General features: G+C 43.3%; 13 protein-coding genes. All 13 read left to right on the top strand.

Annotation, left to right across the window (positions count from 1 at the left end):
* Positions 1-90: 90 nt before the first annotated feature.
* The 13 genes from Q0E19_RS05175 (at position 91) to Q0E19_RS05115 (ending at position 16,283) form a co-directional block, all read left to right on the top strand.
* Positions 91-750 carry a hypothetical protein gene (locus Q0E19_RS05175; RefSeq protein ID WP_294407992.1) on the top strand — a complete coding sequence of 220 codons (660 nt, stop codon included), beginning with the start codon at positions 91-93 and terminating at the stop codon, positions 748-750.
* Between the two features lie 448 nt (positions 751-1,198).
* Positions 1,199-2,218 (top strand): phenylalanine--tRNA ligase subunit alpha, encoded by a 1,020-nt coding sequence (gene pheS, locus Q0E19_RS05170; protein WP_294407990.1) that lies wholly within the window; start codon positions 1,199-1,201, stop codon positions 2,216-2,218.
* A 19-nt stretch (positions 2,219-2,237) separates the two neighbouring features.
* Positions 2,238-4,652 (top strand): phenylalanine--tRNA ligase subunit beta, encoded by a 2,415-nt coding sequence (gene pheT / locus Q0E19_RS05165; protein ID WP_294407989.1) that lies wholly within the window; start codon positions 2,238-2,240, stop codon positions 4,650-4,652.
* A gap of 144 nt (positions 4,653-4,796) precedes the next feature.
* Complete coding sequence (locus tag Q0E19_RS05160) at positions 4,797-5,042, top strand: IreB family regulatory phosphoprotein (RefSeq protein ID WP_294407988.1); 246 nt, start codon at positions 4,797-4,799, stop codon at positions 5,040-5,042.
* A 105-nt stretch (positions 5,043-5,147) separates the two neighbouring features.
* Complete coding sequence (locus Q0E19_RS05155; RefSeq protein ID WP_294407987.1) at positions 5,148-6,035, top strand: polysaccharide deacetylase family protein; 888 nt, start codon at positions 5,148-5,150, stop codon at positions 6,033-6,035.
* A 240-nt stretch (positions 6,036-6,275) separates the two neighbouring features.
* Entirely contained in the window at positions 6,276-6,776 is a 501-nt protein-coding gene (locus Q0E19_RS05150; protein WP_294407986.1) for a DUF2798 domain-containing protein, read from the top strand.
* 204 nt (positions 6,777-6,980) lie between these two features.
* Positions 6,981-8,066 carry a carbamoyl phosphate synthase small subunit gene (locus tag Q0E19_RS05145; RefSeq protein WP_294408078.1) on the top strand — a complete coding sequence of 362 codons (1,086 nt, stop codon included), beginning with the start codon at positions 6,981-6,983 and terminating at the stop codon, positions 8,064-8,066.
* 50 nt (positions 8,067-8,116) lie between these two features.
* Positions 8,117-12,175, top strand: a complete 4,059-nt coding sequence (gene carB / locus Q0E19_RS05140; protein ID WP_294407985.1) for a carbamoyl-phosphate synthase large subunit — start codon at positions 8,117-8,119, stop codon at positions 12,173-12,175.
* Between the two features lie 95 nt (positions 12,176-12,270).
* Positions 12,271-13,476 carry an LL-diaminopimelate aminotransferase gene (locus Q0E19_RS05135; protein ID WP_294407984.1) on the top strand — a complete coding sequence of 402 codons (1,206 nt, stop codon included), beginning with the start codon at positions 12,271-12,273 and terminating at the stop codon, positions 13,474-13,476.
* Positions 13,477-13,684: 208 nt separating this feature from the next.
* A complete protein-coding gene (locus Q0E19_RS05130) occupies positions 13,685-13,948 on the top strand; it encodes a hypothetical protein (protein ID WP_294407983.1) in 264 nt (87 codons plus the stop codon).
* A gap of 369 nt (positions 13,949-14,317) precedes the next feature.
* Positions 14,318-14,554, top strand: coding sequence for an HPr family phosphocarrier protein (locus Q0E19_RS05125; protein WP_294407982.1), 237 nt, complete (start codon positions 14,318-14,320; stop codon positions 14,552-14,554).
* Positions 14,555-14,666: 112 nt separating this feature from the next.
* Entirely contained in the window at positions 14,667-14,957 is a 291-nt protein-coding gene (locus tag Q0E19_RS05120) for a hypothetical protein (protein WP_294407981.1), read from the top strand.
* 60 nt (positions 14,958-15,017) lie between these two features.
* On the top strand, positions 15,018-16,283 hold the full coding sequence (locus Q0E19_RS05115) for a replication-associated recombination protein A (RefSeq protein WP_294407980.1): 1,266 nt from the start codon (positions 15,018-15,020) through the stop codon (positions 16,281-16,283).
* Positions 16,284-16,477 lie beyond the last annotated feature (194 nt).

Here is a 16,477-nt window from a genome sequence, read left to right as displayed (position 1 = left end):
AAATAACGCAGAAATATATCCTTAGTGCTGTTGTAAAATGCCCTGCGGTCTGTTATAATATATACATAAGAAAAGGAGAGGAGTACCGCTGTGGAGGAGAATACAAACAAGCTGCTTTATGAGTTCCCGCCTAAGCTTTCAAGAGCGGAAAGGCAGGCAAAAGCCGTTCACGATCTTCAGGAGCATAAAAAAATGCGCTCCAATATGTACAGAAATATAATTCTCGGAGCAGTGATCTTCGGGATATCTTTTCTGTCGCCTGTTGCGCTGGTAAAAATACTTCTTATGCTCATAGCCGTCGGCAATATAGTTACCGCTCTGCTGCTGTACAGATTTTATGCGCTGAGCCGTGATACTGAGGAATATACAAGGATATATTCAGACAGATTTGAACATTGTCAGGTTTCGGGACTAAGCGGCAAAAAGCTTTGCTCGGTCATATATTTTGATGAGATAGAAAGATCCAGTCAGAATAATCGCGGCAGACTTGTGGTGGAGTTAAGGGCGGCAGAGGAGTCCGATTTCAAAACCTTGCTTAAAAACGGAGAAGAGGCAGAATATATCCCCGAAAATAATACAGTAACGCTTTTTTTCGCCGACACAAAGTCAAAGCTTAAACTGATAGACGATTTCTACGAGCAGATAAAATACCCACACAAGGAATACAACAAAATAGATGACGAGGACGGCGACGGATATTATTCCAAAGAGGATATGGAATGGGATAAGCTCCATAAGCACGGACTATAAAGAACAGTTGTAAAAATTTCATAGAAGTAATAGTTGTAAATTTCATAGAAATAGCAGTTGTAAAATTTCATAGAAACAATAGTTGTAAAATTTCTTAGAAACAGCAGTTGTAAAATTTCTATGAATGCCCTTGAAATGGGAGCGGAAATGTGCTAATATAATCTTAATTAGTAATATCACAATTTCAAACACGATGACCGAGAGAGTAAGCAGTATCAATGGTCCTCAGAGAGAAACGCATTATGCTGAAAGCGTTTTGTATCATGACCTGCCGAAGTTCACTTGCGAGTGGTTCCGCCGAAGTCGCAGTAAGCGGAAACGTATGCCTGCGTTATAAGGCGGGGGAGTGTCGGCTCCTGCTAATAGGTGGTAAGCAAGATAAGCATACTGTGCAGTCTTGTCCTGATTAGTTCAGGACAGGGCTTTTATTATTTTAGGAGGATAAGCAATGAAAGAACAGTTGAAAAACATTGAAGAACGTGCAAAGGCAGAGCTTTCACAGATAAGCGACGCCAAGCTGCTGGAAGATTTCAGAGTAAGATTTCTCGGCAAAAAGGGCGAGATAACTTCAATACTTAAACAGATGGGCAAGCTTTCCGCTGAGGAAAGACCTGTTATCGGTCAGCTTGCGAACAAGGTAAGAGCAGATATCGAAGAGGCTCTCACTGAAAGAAAGACAGAGCTTAAAAGCAAAATGGAGCAGCTCAGACTTAAGGAAGAGGAGCTTGACGTTACTCTCCCCGGAAAACAGCAGAAGATAGGACGTGCTCACCCTCTTAACGTAACACTTGAAGAGGTAGAGGAAGTTTTCCTCGGTATGGGATTTGACATAGTTGAAGGTCCTGAGGTAGAAACGGATCACTACTGCTTTGAGGCTCTTAATATGCCTAAGCATCACCCTGCAAGAGATACACAGGATACATTCTACATCAATGAAAACGTACTGCTGAGAACGCAGACATCTTCCGTTCAGATCAGAACTATGGAGAAGATGAAGCCGCCGATCAGAATCATCTCACCGGGCAGAGTTTACCGTTCTGACGCTGTTGACGCTACTCATTCACCTCTCTTCCACCAGATCGAGGGACTTGTTATCGACAAGGGTATCACAATGGCTGACCTCAAGGGTACTCTTGAACTGCTTATGAAACGTCTTTACGGCGAGGACGCAAAGATCAGACTTCGTCCGCACCACTTCCCATATACAGAGCCTTCAGCAGAAGTTGACCTTATGTGCTTCAACTGCCACGGTGCAGGCTGCTCAATGTGCAAGCAGGAGGGCTGGGTAGAGCTTCTCGGTTCAGGTATGGTACACCCTAAGGTGCTTGCAGACTGCGGTATCGACCCTGAGGTATACAGCGGATTTGCTTTCGGTATCGGACTTGAAAGAATCACAATGGGCAGATACAGCATAAACGATATGCGTCTGCTTTACGAGAACGATATGAGATTTTTAGAGCAGTTCTGATAATAGGAGGTAAAATATAATGGATCTTTCAATGAGATGGCTCGCAGACTATGTTGACTGCGATATGCCGATAAAGGATTTTGTTTCGGGTATAACACTTTCAGGCTCAAAGGTAGAATGCTATGAGCAGGAGGGCGAATACCTTTCAAATGTTGTAGTAGGTAAGATACTTTCAGTCGTTCCTCATCCGGACTCCGACCATATGGTCATCACACAGGTAGATGTTGGAGAGGACGAGCCTGTTCAGATCGTTACAGGTGCGCAGAACGTAAACGAGGGCGATTTTGTCCCTGTTGCAAAGCATAAGTCTACCGTTCTCCACGACGGCAAGCAGGTAAAGATCACAAAGGGCAAGCTGAGAGGCGTTGCGTCAAACGGTATGCTCTGCTCACTGGGCGAGCTTGGTCTTACTGTTCACGATTTCCCATATGCTATCGAGGACGGAATCTTTATCCTCGGCGACGAATGCGACAAGACTGTCGGAATGGATCTTAAAAAGGCTATCGGCTTTGATGATACAAAGGTAGAGTTCGAGATAACTTCAAACAGACCTGACTGCCTGTCCGTTATCGGTCTTGCAAGAGAAACTGCCGCAACTTTCGGCAAGGAGCTTAAGGTAAAGAAGCCTGAGTTCAAGGGTATCGAGGGCAATATAAACGATATGCTCAAGGTGAAGATACACAACACCGACCTCTGCAAGAGATATATGGGCGCAATAGTTAAGAATGTAAAGATAGGACCTTCACCACGCTGGATGAGAGAAAGACTCCGTGCAAGCGGCGTTCGTCCGATAAATAATTTCGTTGATATCACAAACTATGTTATGCTCGAATACGGCAGACCTATGCACGCTTTCGACCTCAGATATGTAAGCGGCGCAGAGATCAACGTAAGAAACGCTAAGGCAGGAGAAACTATCACAACTCTTGACGGCGAGGAAAGAGCGCTTTCAGAAGAGATGCTCGTTATCGCCGACGCTGAAAAGCCTGTTGCAGTAGCGGGCGTAATGGGCGGCGAATACAGCGGAATAATGGACGATACAACTACCGTTGTTTTTGAGTCTGCCTGCTTTGACGGCGCATCTGTAAGAACCACAGCTAAAAAGCTCGGTATGAGAACAGACGCTTCCGCAAGATACGAAAAGGGACTTGATCCTCACGAGTGCTATGAGGCTCTTATGAGAGCTTGCCAGCTTGTTGAAGAGCTTGGCGCAGGCGAGGTCGTAAATACGATCATAGATGAAAACTATCAGAGCGAAGAGCCTAAGACCGTTGAGTTCAACGCTGAGTGGATAAATAAGTTCCTCGGTACAGATATCCCTGAGGAGCAGATGATAAAGACTCTCGAAAGCCTTGATATCAAGGTTGAGAACGGCAAGGCAGTTTCACCTTGGTTCAGAATAGATCTGGAGTGCAAGGCTGATATCGCTGAGGAAGTTGCAAGAATTTATGACTACAACAATATCCCAGATACTATCATCAGAGGTGTTGCGCAGGCTCAGAGAACTCCAAAGCAGAAGTTCGATAAGACAGTAAGAAACGCTATGCTTGCTATGGGCGTAAACGAGATCTCCACATTCTCATTCATTTCGCCTAAGTATTTTGATAAGATAAATCTTCCTGCTGATTCAAAGCTGAGAAACACAGTTACTATAATGAACCCTCTCGGCGAGGACACAAGCGTTATGAGAACAACTATCATTCCGTCAGTTCTTGAAGTTGCAGGCAGAAATTACAGTTACAGAAACCCTGAATGCTATGTTTTCGAGGTAGGCAGCGAATATCTCCCTGTTGAGGGCGAGGTGCTTCCAAACGAGCCTGAAAGACTTGGCTTTGCGGTTTATGATACAACAACTGATTTTGACTTCTATTCTGCAAAGGGTATAGTTGAGGGACTTCTCAGCAAGGCAGGCGCAGAGAATGTTGAGTTTGAAAAGGCTTCAGCTGACTGCTCATTCGATGAGTACAGCGCATTCCACCCGGGCAGATGTGCCGTTGTCAAGGTAGACGGTAAGGAGATCGGAATTTTCGGTGAACTTCACCCTAAGACAATGGAGAACTACGGTATCGAGGCAAGAACATATGCAGGAAAGATTAACCTTCCTGAGCTTATGGAGGTTTCTACTTCCGTTAAGACATATAAGCCGCTGCCTAAGTTCCCTGCAACAACAAGAGATCTCTCAATCGTATGTGATGATGAGATACCTGCTGCACAGCTTGAAAAGGCTATAAAGAAGGCTGTGGGCGGAATACTTGAAAATATCAAGCTGTTTGACGTTTATAAGGGCGAGCAGATAGAAAAGGGCAAGAAGTCCGTATCATACTCTATTTCCATGAGATCCCTCGACGGAACACTTACAGACGAGCAGGCTGATAAGGCTATGGAAAAGGCTCTTAAGGAACTCAAGAATATAGGCGCTGAACTCAGAATGTAAATTTTATTGGCGTAGGTTGTTAACAAATTATAAAATTTCATGTAAAGCTTGTTATTTTCGTTAAAATGGAGTATAATATATAAAGTGGATTATGTTCATAATATTTATTATATTTAAGCTTATATAGTAAGGAGTTGAGCTTTTATGCACGAACAGACTATGGAATTTTCCGTTGCGAGAGATAAGGAAGCGGAGCTGAAAAAAACGCTTACAGTTATCTATGACGCACTTAAGGAAAAGGGTTATAATCCGATCAATCAGATAGTAGGTTATATTCTTTCAGAAGATCCTACTTACATAACTACTTATAACAATGCCAGAAGCTTGATCCGACATATTGACAGGGACGAGCTTTTGCAGGCGCTTGTTAAGAGCTATCTTCAGGCATAATGAGAGAACAAAAGGGAAGCGGAAGTATTTACCGTTTCCCTTTTTTATTTATATCGTATTAATATCCCTTTTCGGCGCACAATAACCGAAAAGGAGGATATGAAAATGCGACTATATATAAAGAATATAAAGAAACTCAAAGGCAGGCTAATTATGCCTGCGGCGGTGATCATCTCGGCGGCTATGCTCGCTTCATGCGCAGGCGGCAGAGAGGAAAACGTGCAGGACAAGACGGATAAGACGGGAACAGTAACTTCCGCACAGGCTGAACCTGTGGGAGCGGTAAGGGCGAAAGAGGAGAAAAAGCTTGACCTTTCAGCTTTGTCAAGAGAGTCCAACGGCTATGGTCAGGGCGTTCAGACGGATCAGCAGAACCGCACAACAGGTGCGCTTGATTTTAATGCCCAGTACGGGGGACTTAATGCCTGCGCCATAGATGAGAAAAGCGACAAAATAACGCTCACTTTCGATCAGGGATATGAAAACGGATTTACTGCCGATATCCTCGATACGCTGAAAGAGAAAAAGGTAAAGGCTGTGTTCTTCCTGCTGGAGGACTATGCAGAAAAAAATCCTGAGCTTGTTCAGCGTATGATAGACGAGGGGCATATTATCGGAAACCACTCGGTCCACCACTATTCGATGCCGAGCCTTGACCAGTCGGCTTGCGAGAGCGAGATAAAGGATATGCACAAGTATATAAAGGAAAAGTTTGATTATGATATGACGCTTTTCCGCCCGCCTATGGGAGAGTTCTCGGAGTTTTCCCTCGGAGTGACTTCAAACTGCGGATACAGGACAATGATGTGGAGCTTTGCCTATGCCGACTGGGACGTGAACAACCAGCCTGATAAACAGCAATCCCTGCAAAAGCTTACCGACGCCGCCCACCCAGGCGCTATATATCTCCTCCATTCGGTATCTCAGACCAATGCGGAGATACTGGGCGATCTTATAGATAATGTAAGAGCAAACGGATTTGAATTTAACTGATGAAACCACAGACTGCCCTAAATTACAGGCAGTCTGTTTTTATGAGCAGATTGTGGAAAATATCATCGAATGGAAAGAAAAATATCTGCTATTTTTTACATTGACGCAGACTTCTGTTTTGTGGTATAATATTAAACAGAATAAGGTTTTATTGGAAACGTACATTCTTCCTGAATGATTAACGAACAACACATATTCTTAGAAGTATTGTTTAGTTATTTTATTTAAGGAGGATTTTTTATGCCCAAAAATTTGTTTCAGGAAATAGTTTTTACAGTTATAATGGTGTTTGTTATGGTGTACGCTATGATATGCTATAATATCGCTCTCAATATCGGCGGTATGGATAACAGCGTGTTTCTATCTGCATTTCACGAACTCATTATAATGGGTCCTATCGCATTTATTGCGGACTTTTTTGTTGTGGGAAAGATAGCAAAGGCTAAAGCTTTTAAAATGGTGAACGTAAAGAGGGATAATCCGTTCTTTCTGGTGCTTGCCATTTCGGCAGTTTCAGTTATCTTTATGTGTCCGATCATGAGCCTTGCGGCAACTCTGCTCTTTAAAAATGCAGGCAAGCAGGTGATCGCAGTATGGCTTCAGACAACGGCGATAAATTTCCCAATGGCTCTCTGCTGGCAGATATTCTTTGCAGGTCCTATCGTGAGAGCGGTTTTCGGTCTGATATTCAGAGAAAAGAAAACTTCCGAACAGACATCAGCCTGTCTTACAGCGGAATAATATAAATATATTTGTGTGCGCACGGCGTTTCATTGACTGCTGTGCGTTTTTTTGTACAGTAAAAATTAACTCACAAATTATTGTTAATTATCTTATTATGTTTGTCTAATTTGCTTTCTAAAAAAAGTGTGAACCCCCTTTACAAAGAACTGAGGTTGTGGTATAATATTAATCGTAAAAATTTGCGTAAAAAAGGAGGAGCTTATAGTGCAGAAAGCATATCTGATTCTGGAAAACGGTACTGTTTTTGAGGGTAAAAGTTTCGGTGCGGTAGGCGAAGCTATTGGTGAAATTGTTTTCACAACAGCTATGACAGGCTATCTCGAAACACTTACTGACCCTAGTTATTATGGTCAGATCGTCGTTCAGACTTTCCCTTTGATCGGTAATTACGGTGTTATTCCCAGTGATTTTGAGAGCAAATGTCCTCACGTTAAAGCTTATATTGTAAGAGATTGGTGTCAAGAGCCTAGCAATTTCCGTTGCGAGGGTGATCTTGACATTTTTTTAAAACAGCAGAACATAGTAGGTCTGTATGGTATCGACACCCGCCAGCTTACAAGAATAGTAAGAGAGCATGGTGTAATGAACGGAAGGATCGTTCCTGAGGGAGCAAGCTTCGGTCTTACAGATATCAAGAATTATAAGATAATCGACGCAGTAAAGAATACGACCTGTGAAGAGGAAATGGTTTATTCACCTGAGGGCGAGGTAAAGAATAAGGTAGTTCTTTTCGACTTCGGCGCAAAGGCTAATATCTGCCGCTCACTCGTTAAGAGAGGCTGCGAGGTAACGGTAGTGCCTGCTTATACTACCTGTGAAAGAGTTATGGAGCTTGCTCCGGACGGAATAATGCTTTCAAACGGCCCAGGAGATCCTGCTGAGAACACAGAGATCATTGAGGAACTGAAAAAGCTTTCTGAAAAGAAGATACCTACTTTCGGTATCTGCCTCGGACATCAGCTTTACGCTCTTGCTCACGGCGCTCAGACACATAAGCTCAAGTACGGCCACAGAGGAGCAAACCAGCCTGCCGAGAACGTTAAAACAGGCAGAGTTTATATTACCTCACAGAACCACGGCTACGCAGTAGTGAACGATTCTCTCCCTGCCTGCGCAGAGGTGTCATTCGTCAATGCGAATGACGGTACCTGCGAGGGCGTAAGATATCTTGACGAGCCTGCATTCTCTGTACAGTTCCACCCTGAGGCTTGCGGCGGACCGCTCGATACAGGATTCCTGTTCGACGAATTTATCAGCCTTATAGAGGAAAATAAGAAGAACAAATAATATTTCAGATTTTTTTGAAAAATCCATCATTAAGAAAGGATTGAATATAAGTGCCTTTAAATAAAGATATTAAGCGAGTTCTTGTTATCGGTTCAGGTCCTATCGTCATAGGTCAGGCTGCTGAGTTTGACTATGCAGGCACACAGGCTTGCCGTGCGCTTAAGCAGGAGGGACTTGAGGTAATACTTATCAACTCAAACCCTGCTACTATCATGACAGATAACGCTATGGCTGATAAGATCTATATCGAGCCGCTTACACTTGAAACTGTAAAAAGAGTTATCAAGAAAGAGCGTCCTGACTCGCTGCTCTCCACACTGGGAGGACAGACAGGACTTACCCTTTCAATGCAGCTTGCAAAAGAGGGCTTCCTTGACAAGTATAACGTAAAGCTTCTGGGCGCTAACCCTGAAACTATCGACAAGGCTGAGGACAGACAGATGTTCAAGGACACTATGGAGTCCATCGGTCAGCCATGCATCCCTTCAAAGGTCGTAAATACCGTTGAGGACGCTGTTGACTTTGCAAATCAGCCCGGTATCGGATATCCGCTCATCATCAGACCTGCTTTCACCCTCGGCGGAACAGGCGGCGGTATCGTTAATAATGAAGAAGAGCTTATAGATATCACAAGAAACGGTCTTTACCTTTCACCTATCACACAGGTACTCGTTGAGAAGTGTATAGCAGGCTGGAAAGAGATCGAGTTCGAGGTAATGAGAGATTCAAAGGGCAACGTTATCACAGTATGCTCTATGGAGAACTTTGACCCTGTCGGCGTACATACAGGTGACTCTATCGTTATCGCTCCGACTGTAACACTTGCAGATAAGGAATATCAGATGCTGCGTTCTGCCGCTCTGAAGATCATTGATACACTTAAAGTTGAGGGCGGCTGTAACTGTCAGTTCGCACTTAACCCTGAAACATTCGACTATGCAGTTATCGAAGTAAATCCGAGAGTTTCACGTTCTTCTGCACTTGCGTCAAAGGCAACAGGTTATCCTATCGCCAAGGTCGCAGCTCAGATCGCTATCGGCTATACCCTTGATGAGATCAAGAATGCCGTTACAGGCAAGACATATGCCTGCTTCGAGCCTGCACTCGACTACGTTGTAGTTAAGCTGCCTAAGTGGCCTTTCGATAAGTTCGTTTACGCTAAGCGTGACCTCGGTACTCAGATGAAGGCAACAGGTGAGGTAATGGCTATCGGCACAACCTTTGAACAGGCTATCATGAAGGCTGTAAGAGGCGCTGAGATAGGTCTTGATTATCTTACTGCTCCTAAGTATGAGGAGCTTAGTGATGAAGAGGTAGCTGCAAGACTTCATCAGTGCAACGATGAAAGACTCTTCATCGTTTTTGAGGCACTCAGAAGAGGTACGACTGTTGACGAGATCCACGCTATCACTAAGATAGACGAATGGTTCCTTAATAAACTCCGCAAGCTTATCGACGTTGAAAGAGAGCTTGCAAAGGGCGATTATTCTGAGGAAACATATATCCACGCTAAAAAGCTTGGCTTCCCTGATAAGGTCATCGAGCGCCTTTCAGGAAAGAAGATAGAAAAGCCTGCTCACGCAGTATTCAAAATGGTAGATACCTGCGCTGCTGAGTTCGCTGCTATGACGCCTTACTTCTATTCAACATATGACAGCGAGGACGAGGCTGCCGAGTTCATTCAGAGCAAGGGTTCTGACAGACAGACAGTTATAGTTTTCGGTTCAGGTCCTATAAGAATCGGTCAGGGTATCGAGTTCGACTATGCGTCAGTTCACTGCGTATGGGCGCTCAAAGAGCATGGCTATGATGTAGTTATCGTAAACAATAACCCTGAAACAGTTTCAACAGACTTCGATACTGCCGACAGACTTTATTTCGAGCCTCTTACAGATGAGGACGTTATGAATATCATCAGAGTTGAAAAACCTGTTGGAGTAGTTGTTGCCTTCGGCGGTCAGACAGCTATCAAGCTTACAAAGCACCTCAATGAGCATGGCGTAAGAATACTGGGAACACCTCCTGATTCTATCGACGCTGCCGAGGACAGAGAAAGATTTGACGAGCTGCTTGAAGAACTCAAGATCAAAAGACCTGAAGGCTTTACGGTTATGACAACTGAGGAAGCTCTTGAGATCGCAAATAAGATACATTACCCTGTTCTTATGCGTCCTTCATATGTACTTGGCGGACAGAATATGATAATCGCTTTTAACGACGATGATATCAAGGAGTATATGGCTATCATTCTCGCTCAGGGAATCGAGAACCCTGTACTTATCGACAAGTACCTTATGGGTACAGAGCTTGAGATCGACGCTATCTGCGACGGCGAGGATATCCTTATCCCGGGTATCATGGAGCATATCGAGAGAACAGGTATCCACTCAGGTGACTCTATCGCAGTTTACCCTGCATGGAACGTTTCTGATAAGCTTATCGAGAGAATAGTTGACTGCTCAAAGCGTCTGGCTATCTCACTCAATACAAAGGGACTTGTAAATATCCAGTACCTCATTTACCATGACGAGCTGTTCGTTATCGAGGTAAACCCACGTTCTTCAAGAACTATCCCTTACATCTCAAAGGTAACAGGCGTACCTATGGTAGACCTTGCGACAAGATGTATGCTGGGCGAAAAGCTTGCTGATATGGGTTACGGCACAGGTCTTTACAGAAATTCACCTTATGTTGCAGTTAAAGTTCCTGTATTCTCATTTGAAAAGCTTATCGGCGTTGATAACCACCTCGGACCTGAAATGAAGTCAACAGGTGAAGTCCTTGCAGTTTCAAGCTCACTTGAAGAGTCACTTTATAAGGGACTTACAGCAGCAGGCTATAAGCTTGACGCTAAGGGCGGCGTGTTCATTACTGTAAGAGATGCGGATAAGGCTGAGATACCTCAGACCGCAAAGATGTTCGCTGACCTCGGATTTAAGATCTACGCTACTCACGGTACTGCTATGGTACTCCACGATCACGGCATAGAGGCTGAGGAAGTTAAGAAGATCCATGAGTCAGAGGATAAGAACACTCTCACACTTATCGAGAGCGGAAAGATCTCATACGTTATCTCAACTTCTTCAAAGGGCAGAATACCTACGAGAGATTCCGTTAAGATCAGACGTAAGACTGTTGAATGGAATATCCCTTGCCTTACTTCTATCGATACTGCAAACGCTATCGCAGCGTCTATCCGCAGTAAGTATACAGAGTCAACAACTGAGATAGTTGATATCAACGATATGAGAAGTGAAAAGCAGACCCTTAAGTTCACTAAGATGCAGGGCTGCGGAAACGACTATATCTACTTCAACTGCTTCGACCAGAGAATAGATAACCCAGAGGGATTCGCACTCAACCTCTCCGACAGACACTTCGGTATCGGCGGCGACGGCGTTATCCTCATCTGCCGTTCAAAGGTAGCTGACGCTAAGATGAAGATGTATAATCTCGACGGCTCAGAGGGTAAGATGTGCGGAAACGGTATCAGATGCGTTGCCAAGTTTATGCGTGACAACGGACTGGTAGACAGCGATGAAATGACTATCGAAACACTGTCCGGAATAATCAAGGTATCTCTCAGCCGTCACTACGGCGAGGTAAACGGCGCTACTGTTGATATGGGCAAGGCTATACTTGAACCTGCTCAGATACCTGTTGCACTTGATCCTGATGAAAACGGCAGAGTAGTTGACAGAAAGGTCAATATCGGAGGAGAGGATTACAACATCACCTGCGTATCAATGGGAAATCCACACGCAGTAGTATTTGTAAAGAATGTTGATAACCTCGATATCGACAAGATCGGACCTGCTTTCGAGTATGACAGCATATTCCCTGAAAGAGTAAATGCTGAGTTCATAAAGGTAGTAGACAGCCATACACTTAAAATGCGTGTATGGGAGAGAGGTTCAGGCGAAACATTTGCTTGCGGAACAGGCGCTTGCGCTGCTGTCGTAGCGGCAGTTCTCAACGGCTATTGCCCGAAGGACGAAGAGATCACAGTTATCCTTAAGGGCGGTAACCTGAAGATAAGATATACAGATGAAACTGTATACCTCACAGGCGATGCAGTAACTGTATTCTCAGGCGAGATCAGAATATAACGATAGCATTATAAAATCAAACACAGGCACGACCGCATAAGGGATATGCTTTATGCGGCACAGCCTTGAATTTACTAAGAAAAGGAGCTATAATAATGCCACAGATCAATGAAAATTTTCTCAAGCTTGAAAAGAATTATCTCTTTATAAATATCGCAAAGAAGAGAAATGCTTTTAAAGAGGCTCACCCGGACGCAGATCTTATCGCAATGGGTATCGGAGATGTTACACTCCCGATCGCCAAGGTAGTAGTTGACGCCATGAAAAAGGGCGCAGACGAAATGGGCGTAAAGGAAACATTCAAGGGTTATGAGGACAGCGGCGCCGGCTATGACTTCCTCAGAGAGGCAGTTTCAGGCTACTATAAGAGCTTTGGCGTTGACGTTCCTGCTTCAGATATAAGGATAAATGACGGCGCAAAGTCAGACTGCGGAAATATCGTTGATATTTTCGGCGATGATAACGTTGTGCTTGTTACAGACCCTGCATACCCTGTTTATGTAGACACAAATATTATGAGCGGAAGAAAGGTCATCTACGCTAACTCAAATGAGGAGAACGGCTTTGCCGCTATGCCTGACGAGAACGTAAAGTGCGACCTTATCTACCTTTGCTCACCTAACAATCCGACCGGCTCTGTTTACACTAAGGAACAGCTTAAGGTATGGATAGACTATGCAAAGAAGAACAACGCTGTTATCATTTACGATTCAGCTTATGAGGCTTTCATTACAGAGGATAATATTCCAAGAAGTATCTTTGCTGTTGAGGGCGCAAAGGAGTGCGCTATCGAAATGTGTTCACTCTCTAAGACAGCAGGCTTTACAGGTATGAGATGCGGATACACAGTAGTTCCTCACGAGCTTATGGTAAAGGCATCAGACGGCTCAGAAGTTTCTGTTGCACAGCTTTGGAACAGACGTGAAGGCAGCAAGTTCAACGGTGTTTCTTATCCTGTACAGTGCGCAGCAGCAGCTGTATTCACAGAAGAGGGTCAGAAGCAGATCAAGGAGAACATCAGATACTATCAGGAAAATGCAAAGGTCATTTCTAAGACTTTTGATGAGCTTGGCATCAAATATACAGGCGGAAAGAATTCACCTTATATCTGGTTCAAGTGTCCGAACGATATGGGTTCATGGGAGTTCTTTGATTACCTCCTTGAAAATGCAAACGTAGTCGGCACACCTGGCGAAGGCTTTGGAAAGAACGGCGAAGGCTGGTTCAGACTGACTGCTTTCGGTGATAAGGACAGAACTATCGAGGCTATGGAGAGATTTAAGAAGCTCTTCGGCAAATAATCTTATATATGATCTTCAGGACAGACTGTATGAACGGTCTGTCCTTTTTTGTTGAGAAAAAGCACATATTTCTAACGTAAAGAAATATTATGAACAAATTTATTCTTTTGTGTTGACAAACTCTCAAATATGTGGTATAATTAACATATCAAAAATAGAGTATTTTGTTAATGTGAGCAAACAAGACAGTTCATCTGGGGGAGTAAAAATGATAGAAAGTTTGAAATCCTGCTTTTTCGGCGGATATAACAAGATGGATACGCTTCACGCAGTGGATAGTCTTATGAATGAGATCTATCAGCTGGAGCAGGCAATATCCATAAAGGAAAACGGCGAGCAGTACAGAGTGCCGCCGACAACGGGGGATATAAAGATAAGGAGTGCAGCCTGGGGCGGCTTTGCAAAGGACGATGTAAATTTATTTTTAGCTGAACTTCGTGGTAAAACAGCTGAACTTAGAGCAAAACTTTAAAAACAATAATTAGCGTAATATTAAGCAGCAGAGTAACATCTGCTGCTTTTTTTGTGCCTAATTTAGTTAATTTTATGCGTGGGTTGAATGTGATCAAGTACTGTTATACAAACAATTTTTGATAAAAATAGCAAAACCTGTCCAACAAAAGTCAACTGTAAACGTTAACATTGTATAATATATTTTCATATACTAAAATAATCATACACATAAAGTTAAAAAATTAAAGTTAATATTCATGAACAGTTGTGTATATCTACAAAGTTTATAAACGAAAACGTTTGACTTAAATTAAGTGCATTGTAATGATTGCTAAAATATGATAATATATATAAGGGGAGAAAAACATAAGAGAAAGGCGGCTCGGTCATGGTTAAAGCGTATATTCAGTTGGAAAGCTATGATGACGTAATGAAGTTTCATAAAGCAGCGTCAACTTGCAGGTATGATCTAAAAATACAAAAGGACGCAGATGTCATCAATGCAAAATCACTAATGGGTCTGCTTTGTGTGGGGACAGGTAGGATCATATCACTTATTGCAAAATGCAACGATCGTGGCGACGTGATAAATAAGTTCGGTGATTTTATCGTCAACGGTTTTTAACTGAAATATTGTGCGACAGCGGCGTAAAAGCCGCTTATTTTTTGCGTATGTGTTGAAAAATGCAGGAAAATATGCTATAATAGCTTTAATAAGAAATGAGGGGGATTTGATCATGAATGAACTTATCCAGCAGTTTATTATCGACGAGGTCACTGAACTGACCTATAAAGACCTGTGGAATTTTGTGAAATCAAATTCCATCTGTCGTGGAACTTATGAGGGAAGAAATCATATTGTTATGAAAATATCTTCCAATCAGTTCATAATCTATCGTGTGTGCATCGGTATGGAGAATACAAAATATCAGGAGGCTGTGCTGATCGCAAAGAACTACCTGCTGAAAAAAATAAACAGCAGAGCATATCAGCTCCAGCTGGAGGATATACAGAATATTCTTGATTAAGGCAATTTTGATATGACCGAGAACATCGGAGAACTGCGGTCATATAAGGAGAATTTTAAAATGAGTGTGCCATTGGCTGAAAGAATTAGACCAAAAGTCCTTGACGATATCGTGGGGCAGACCCACCTGCTCGGTAAGGACAAACCGCTCCGCAGGATAATCGAAAGCGGAAAAATACCGAATATGATCTTCTACGGTCCGTCGGGTATAGGCAAGACCACCGTTGCAAGAATGATCGCCGAGAACGCAAATATGACCATGTACAAGCTCAACGGCACAAGTGCTTCTATATCTGATATAAAGGATATCGTGGCGGAAACGGAAACTTTCAGCGGCATAAACGGGATATTATTGTACCTTGACGAGATACAGTATCTTAATAAAAAACAGCAGCAGTCTTTGCTCGAATACATAGAAAATGGTAAAATCACGCTTATCTCATCTACTACGGAAAACCCGTATTTCTATGTTTACAACGCTATTATAAGCCGTTCCACTGTCTTTGAATTTAAACCGCTGACCTCGGAGGAGATACTGCCTGCCATAAAAAGAGCCTTTCAGCTTATGACGGACGAGTTAGGCTTAAAGCTGAGGTTAGAGAACGGTGTTCTTGAGCATATTGCAAGAGGCTGCGGCGGAGATGTGAGAAAGTCTATAAATACTGTGGAGCTTTGCATACTTTCGGCGGACAACGACGGCGAGAGCCTTACTGTAAGGCTTGATAACGTCAAGCTGCTCACTCAGCGTAGCAATATGCGCTATGATCGTGACGGAGATCAGCATTATGATATACTTTCCGCCCTGCAAAAATCCATAAGAGGTTCGGACGAAAACGCTGCGCTTCACTATGCCGCACGGCTTATCGAGGCGGGGGATATAATCTCTCTGTGCAGAAGATTGCTTGTTATAGCCAGCGAGGATATCGGTCTGGCTTATCCAATGGCGGCGGCAATAACGAAATCCTGCGTTGATTCGGCTTTGCAGCTTGGACTTCCTGAGGCGAGGATACCTCTTGCCGAGGCGATCATACTGCTTGCCACTGCGCCTAAGTCCAACAGTGCAGAAAGCGCCATAGACGCTGCCCTTGCAGATGTGAAAAACGGCGACATTGGTGACTTCCCACGTCATCTTCAAAATAAACACGCAGACGGCGAGGGTGCAAAAGTCAAGGGACAGCATTATCTTTACCCCCATAATTATCCCGACCATTGGGTGAAACAGCAGTATTTGCCAGATCAGCTTGTCGGAAGAGTTTACTATCACTACGGCGAGAATAAGAACGAGCAGACAGCAAAAAAATACTGGGATAAAATAAAAGGTGAATAATATTAAAGTATTAAAGCGGAGCTTAACGGCTCTGCTTTTTTGTATATTTTGCAGAAATATAGGAAAGACTATTGACTAACTAATGGTTATGTGGTATTATATAAGCGGTTAGTAAGTGCTAACCATAGGCTGACGAATAAATATAGTCGGCTTATATCGTAATATTGGGTTAGTTAAAACTAATCAAAAAGGAG

The sequence above is a fragment of the uncultured Ruminococcus sp. genome (assembly GCF_934476685.1).
Taxonomy (GTDB): Bacteria; Bacillota; Clostridia; order Oscillospirales; family Ruminococcaceae; genus Hominimerdicola.
This window is presented reverse-complemented; position numbering and strand designations above follow the sequence as displayed.

Coding starts and splice junctions, on each gene's coding strand:
- pheS (WP_294407990.1), top strand. CDS start 1,199: ATGAAAGAACAGTTGAAAAACATTGAAGAACGTGCAAAGGCAGAGCTT.
- pheT (WP_294407989.1), top strand. CDS start 2,238: ATGGATCTTTCAATGAGATGGCTCGCAGACTATGTTGACTGCGATATG.
- Q0E19_RS05160 (WP_294407988.1), top strand. CDS start 4,797: ATGCACGAACAGACTATGGAATTTTCCGTTGCGAGAGATAAGGAAGCG.
- Q0E19_RS05155 (WP_294407987.1), top strand. CDS start 5,148: ATGCGACTATATATAAAGAATATAAAGAAACTCAAAGGCAGGCTAATT.
- Q0E19_RS05150 (WP_294407986.1), top strand. CDS start 6,276: ATGCCCAAAAATTTGTTTCAGGAAATAGTTTTTACAGTTATAATGGTG.
- Q0E19_RS05135 (WP_294407984.1), top strand. CDS start 12,271: ATGCCACAGATCAATGAAAATTTTCTCAAGCTTGAAAAGAATTATCTC.
- Q0E19_RS05130 (WP_294407983.1), top strand. CDS start 13,685: ATGATAGAAAGTTTGAAATCCTGCTTTTTCGGCGGATATAACAAGATG.
- Q0E19_RS05125 (WP_294407982.1), top strand. CDS start 14,318: ATGGTTAAAGCGTATATTCAGTTGGAAAGCTATGATGACGTAATGAAG.
- Q0E19_RS05120 (WP_294407981.1), top strand. CDS start 14,667: ATGAATGAACTTATCCAGCAGTTTATTATCGACGAGGTCACTGAACTG.
- Q0E19_RS05115 (WP_294407980.1), top strand. CDS start 15,018: ATGAGTGTGCCATTGGCTGAAAGAATTAGACCAAAAGTCCTTGACGAT.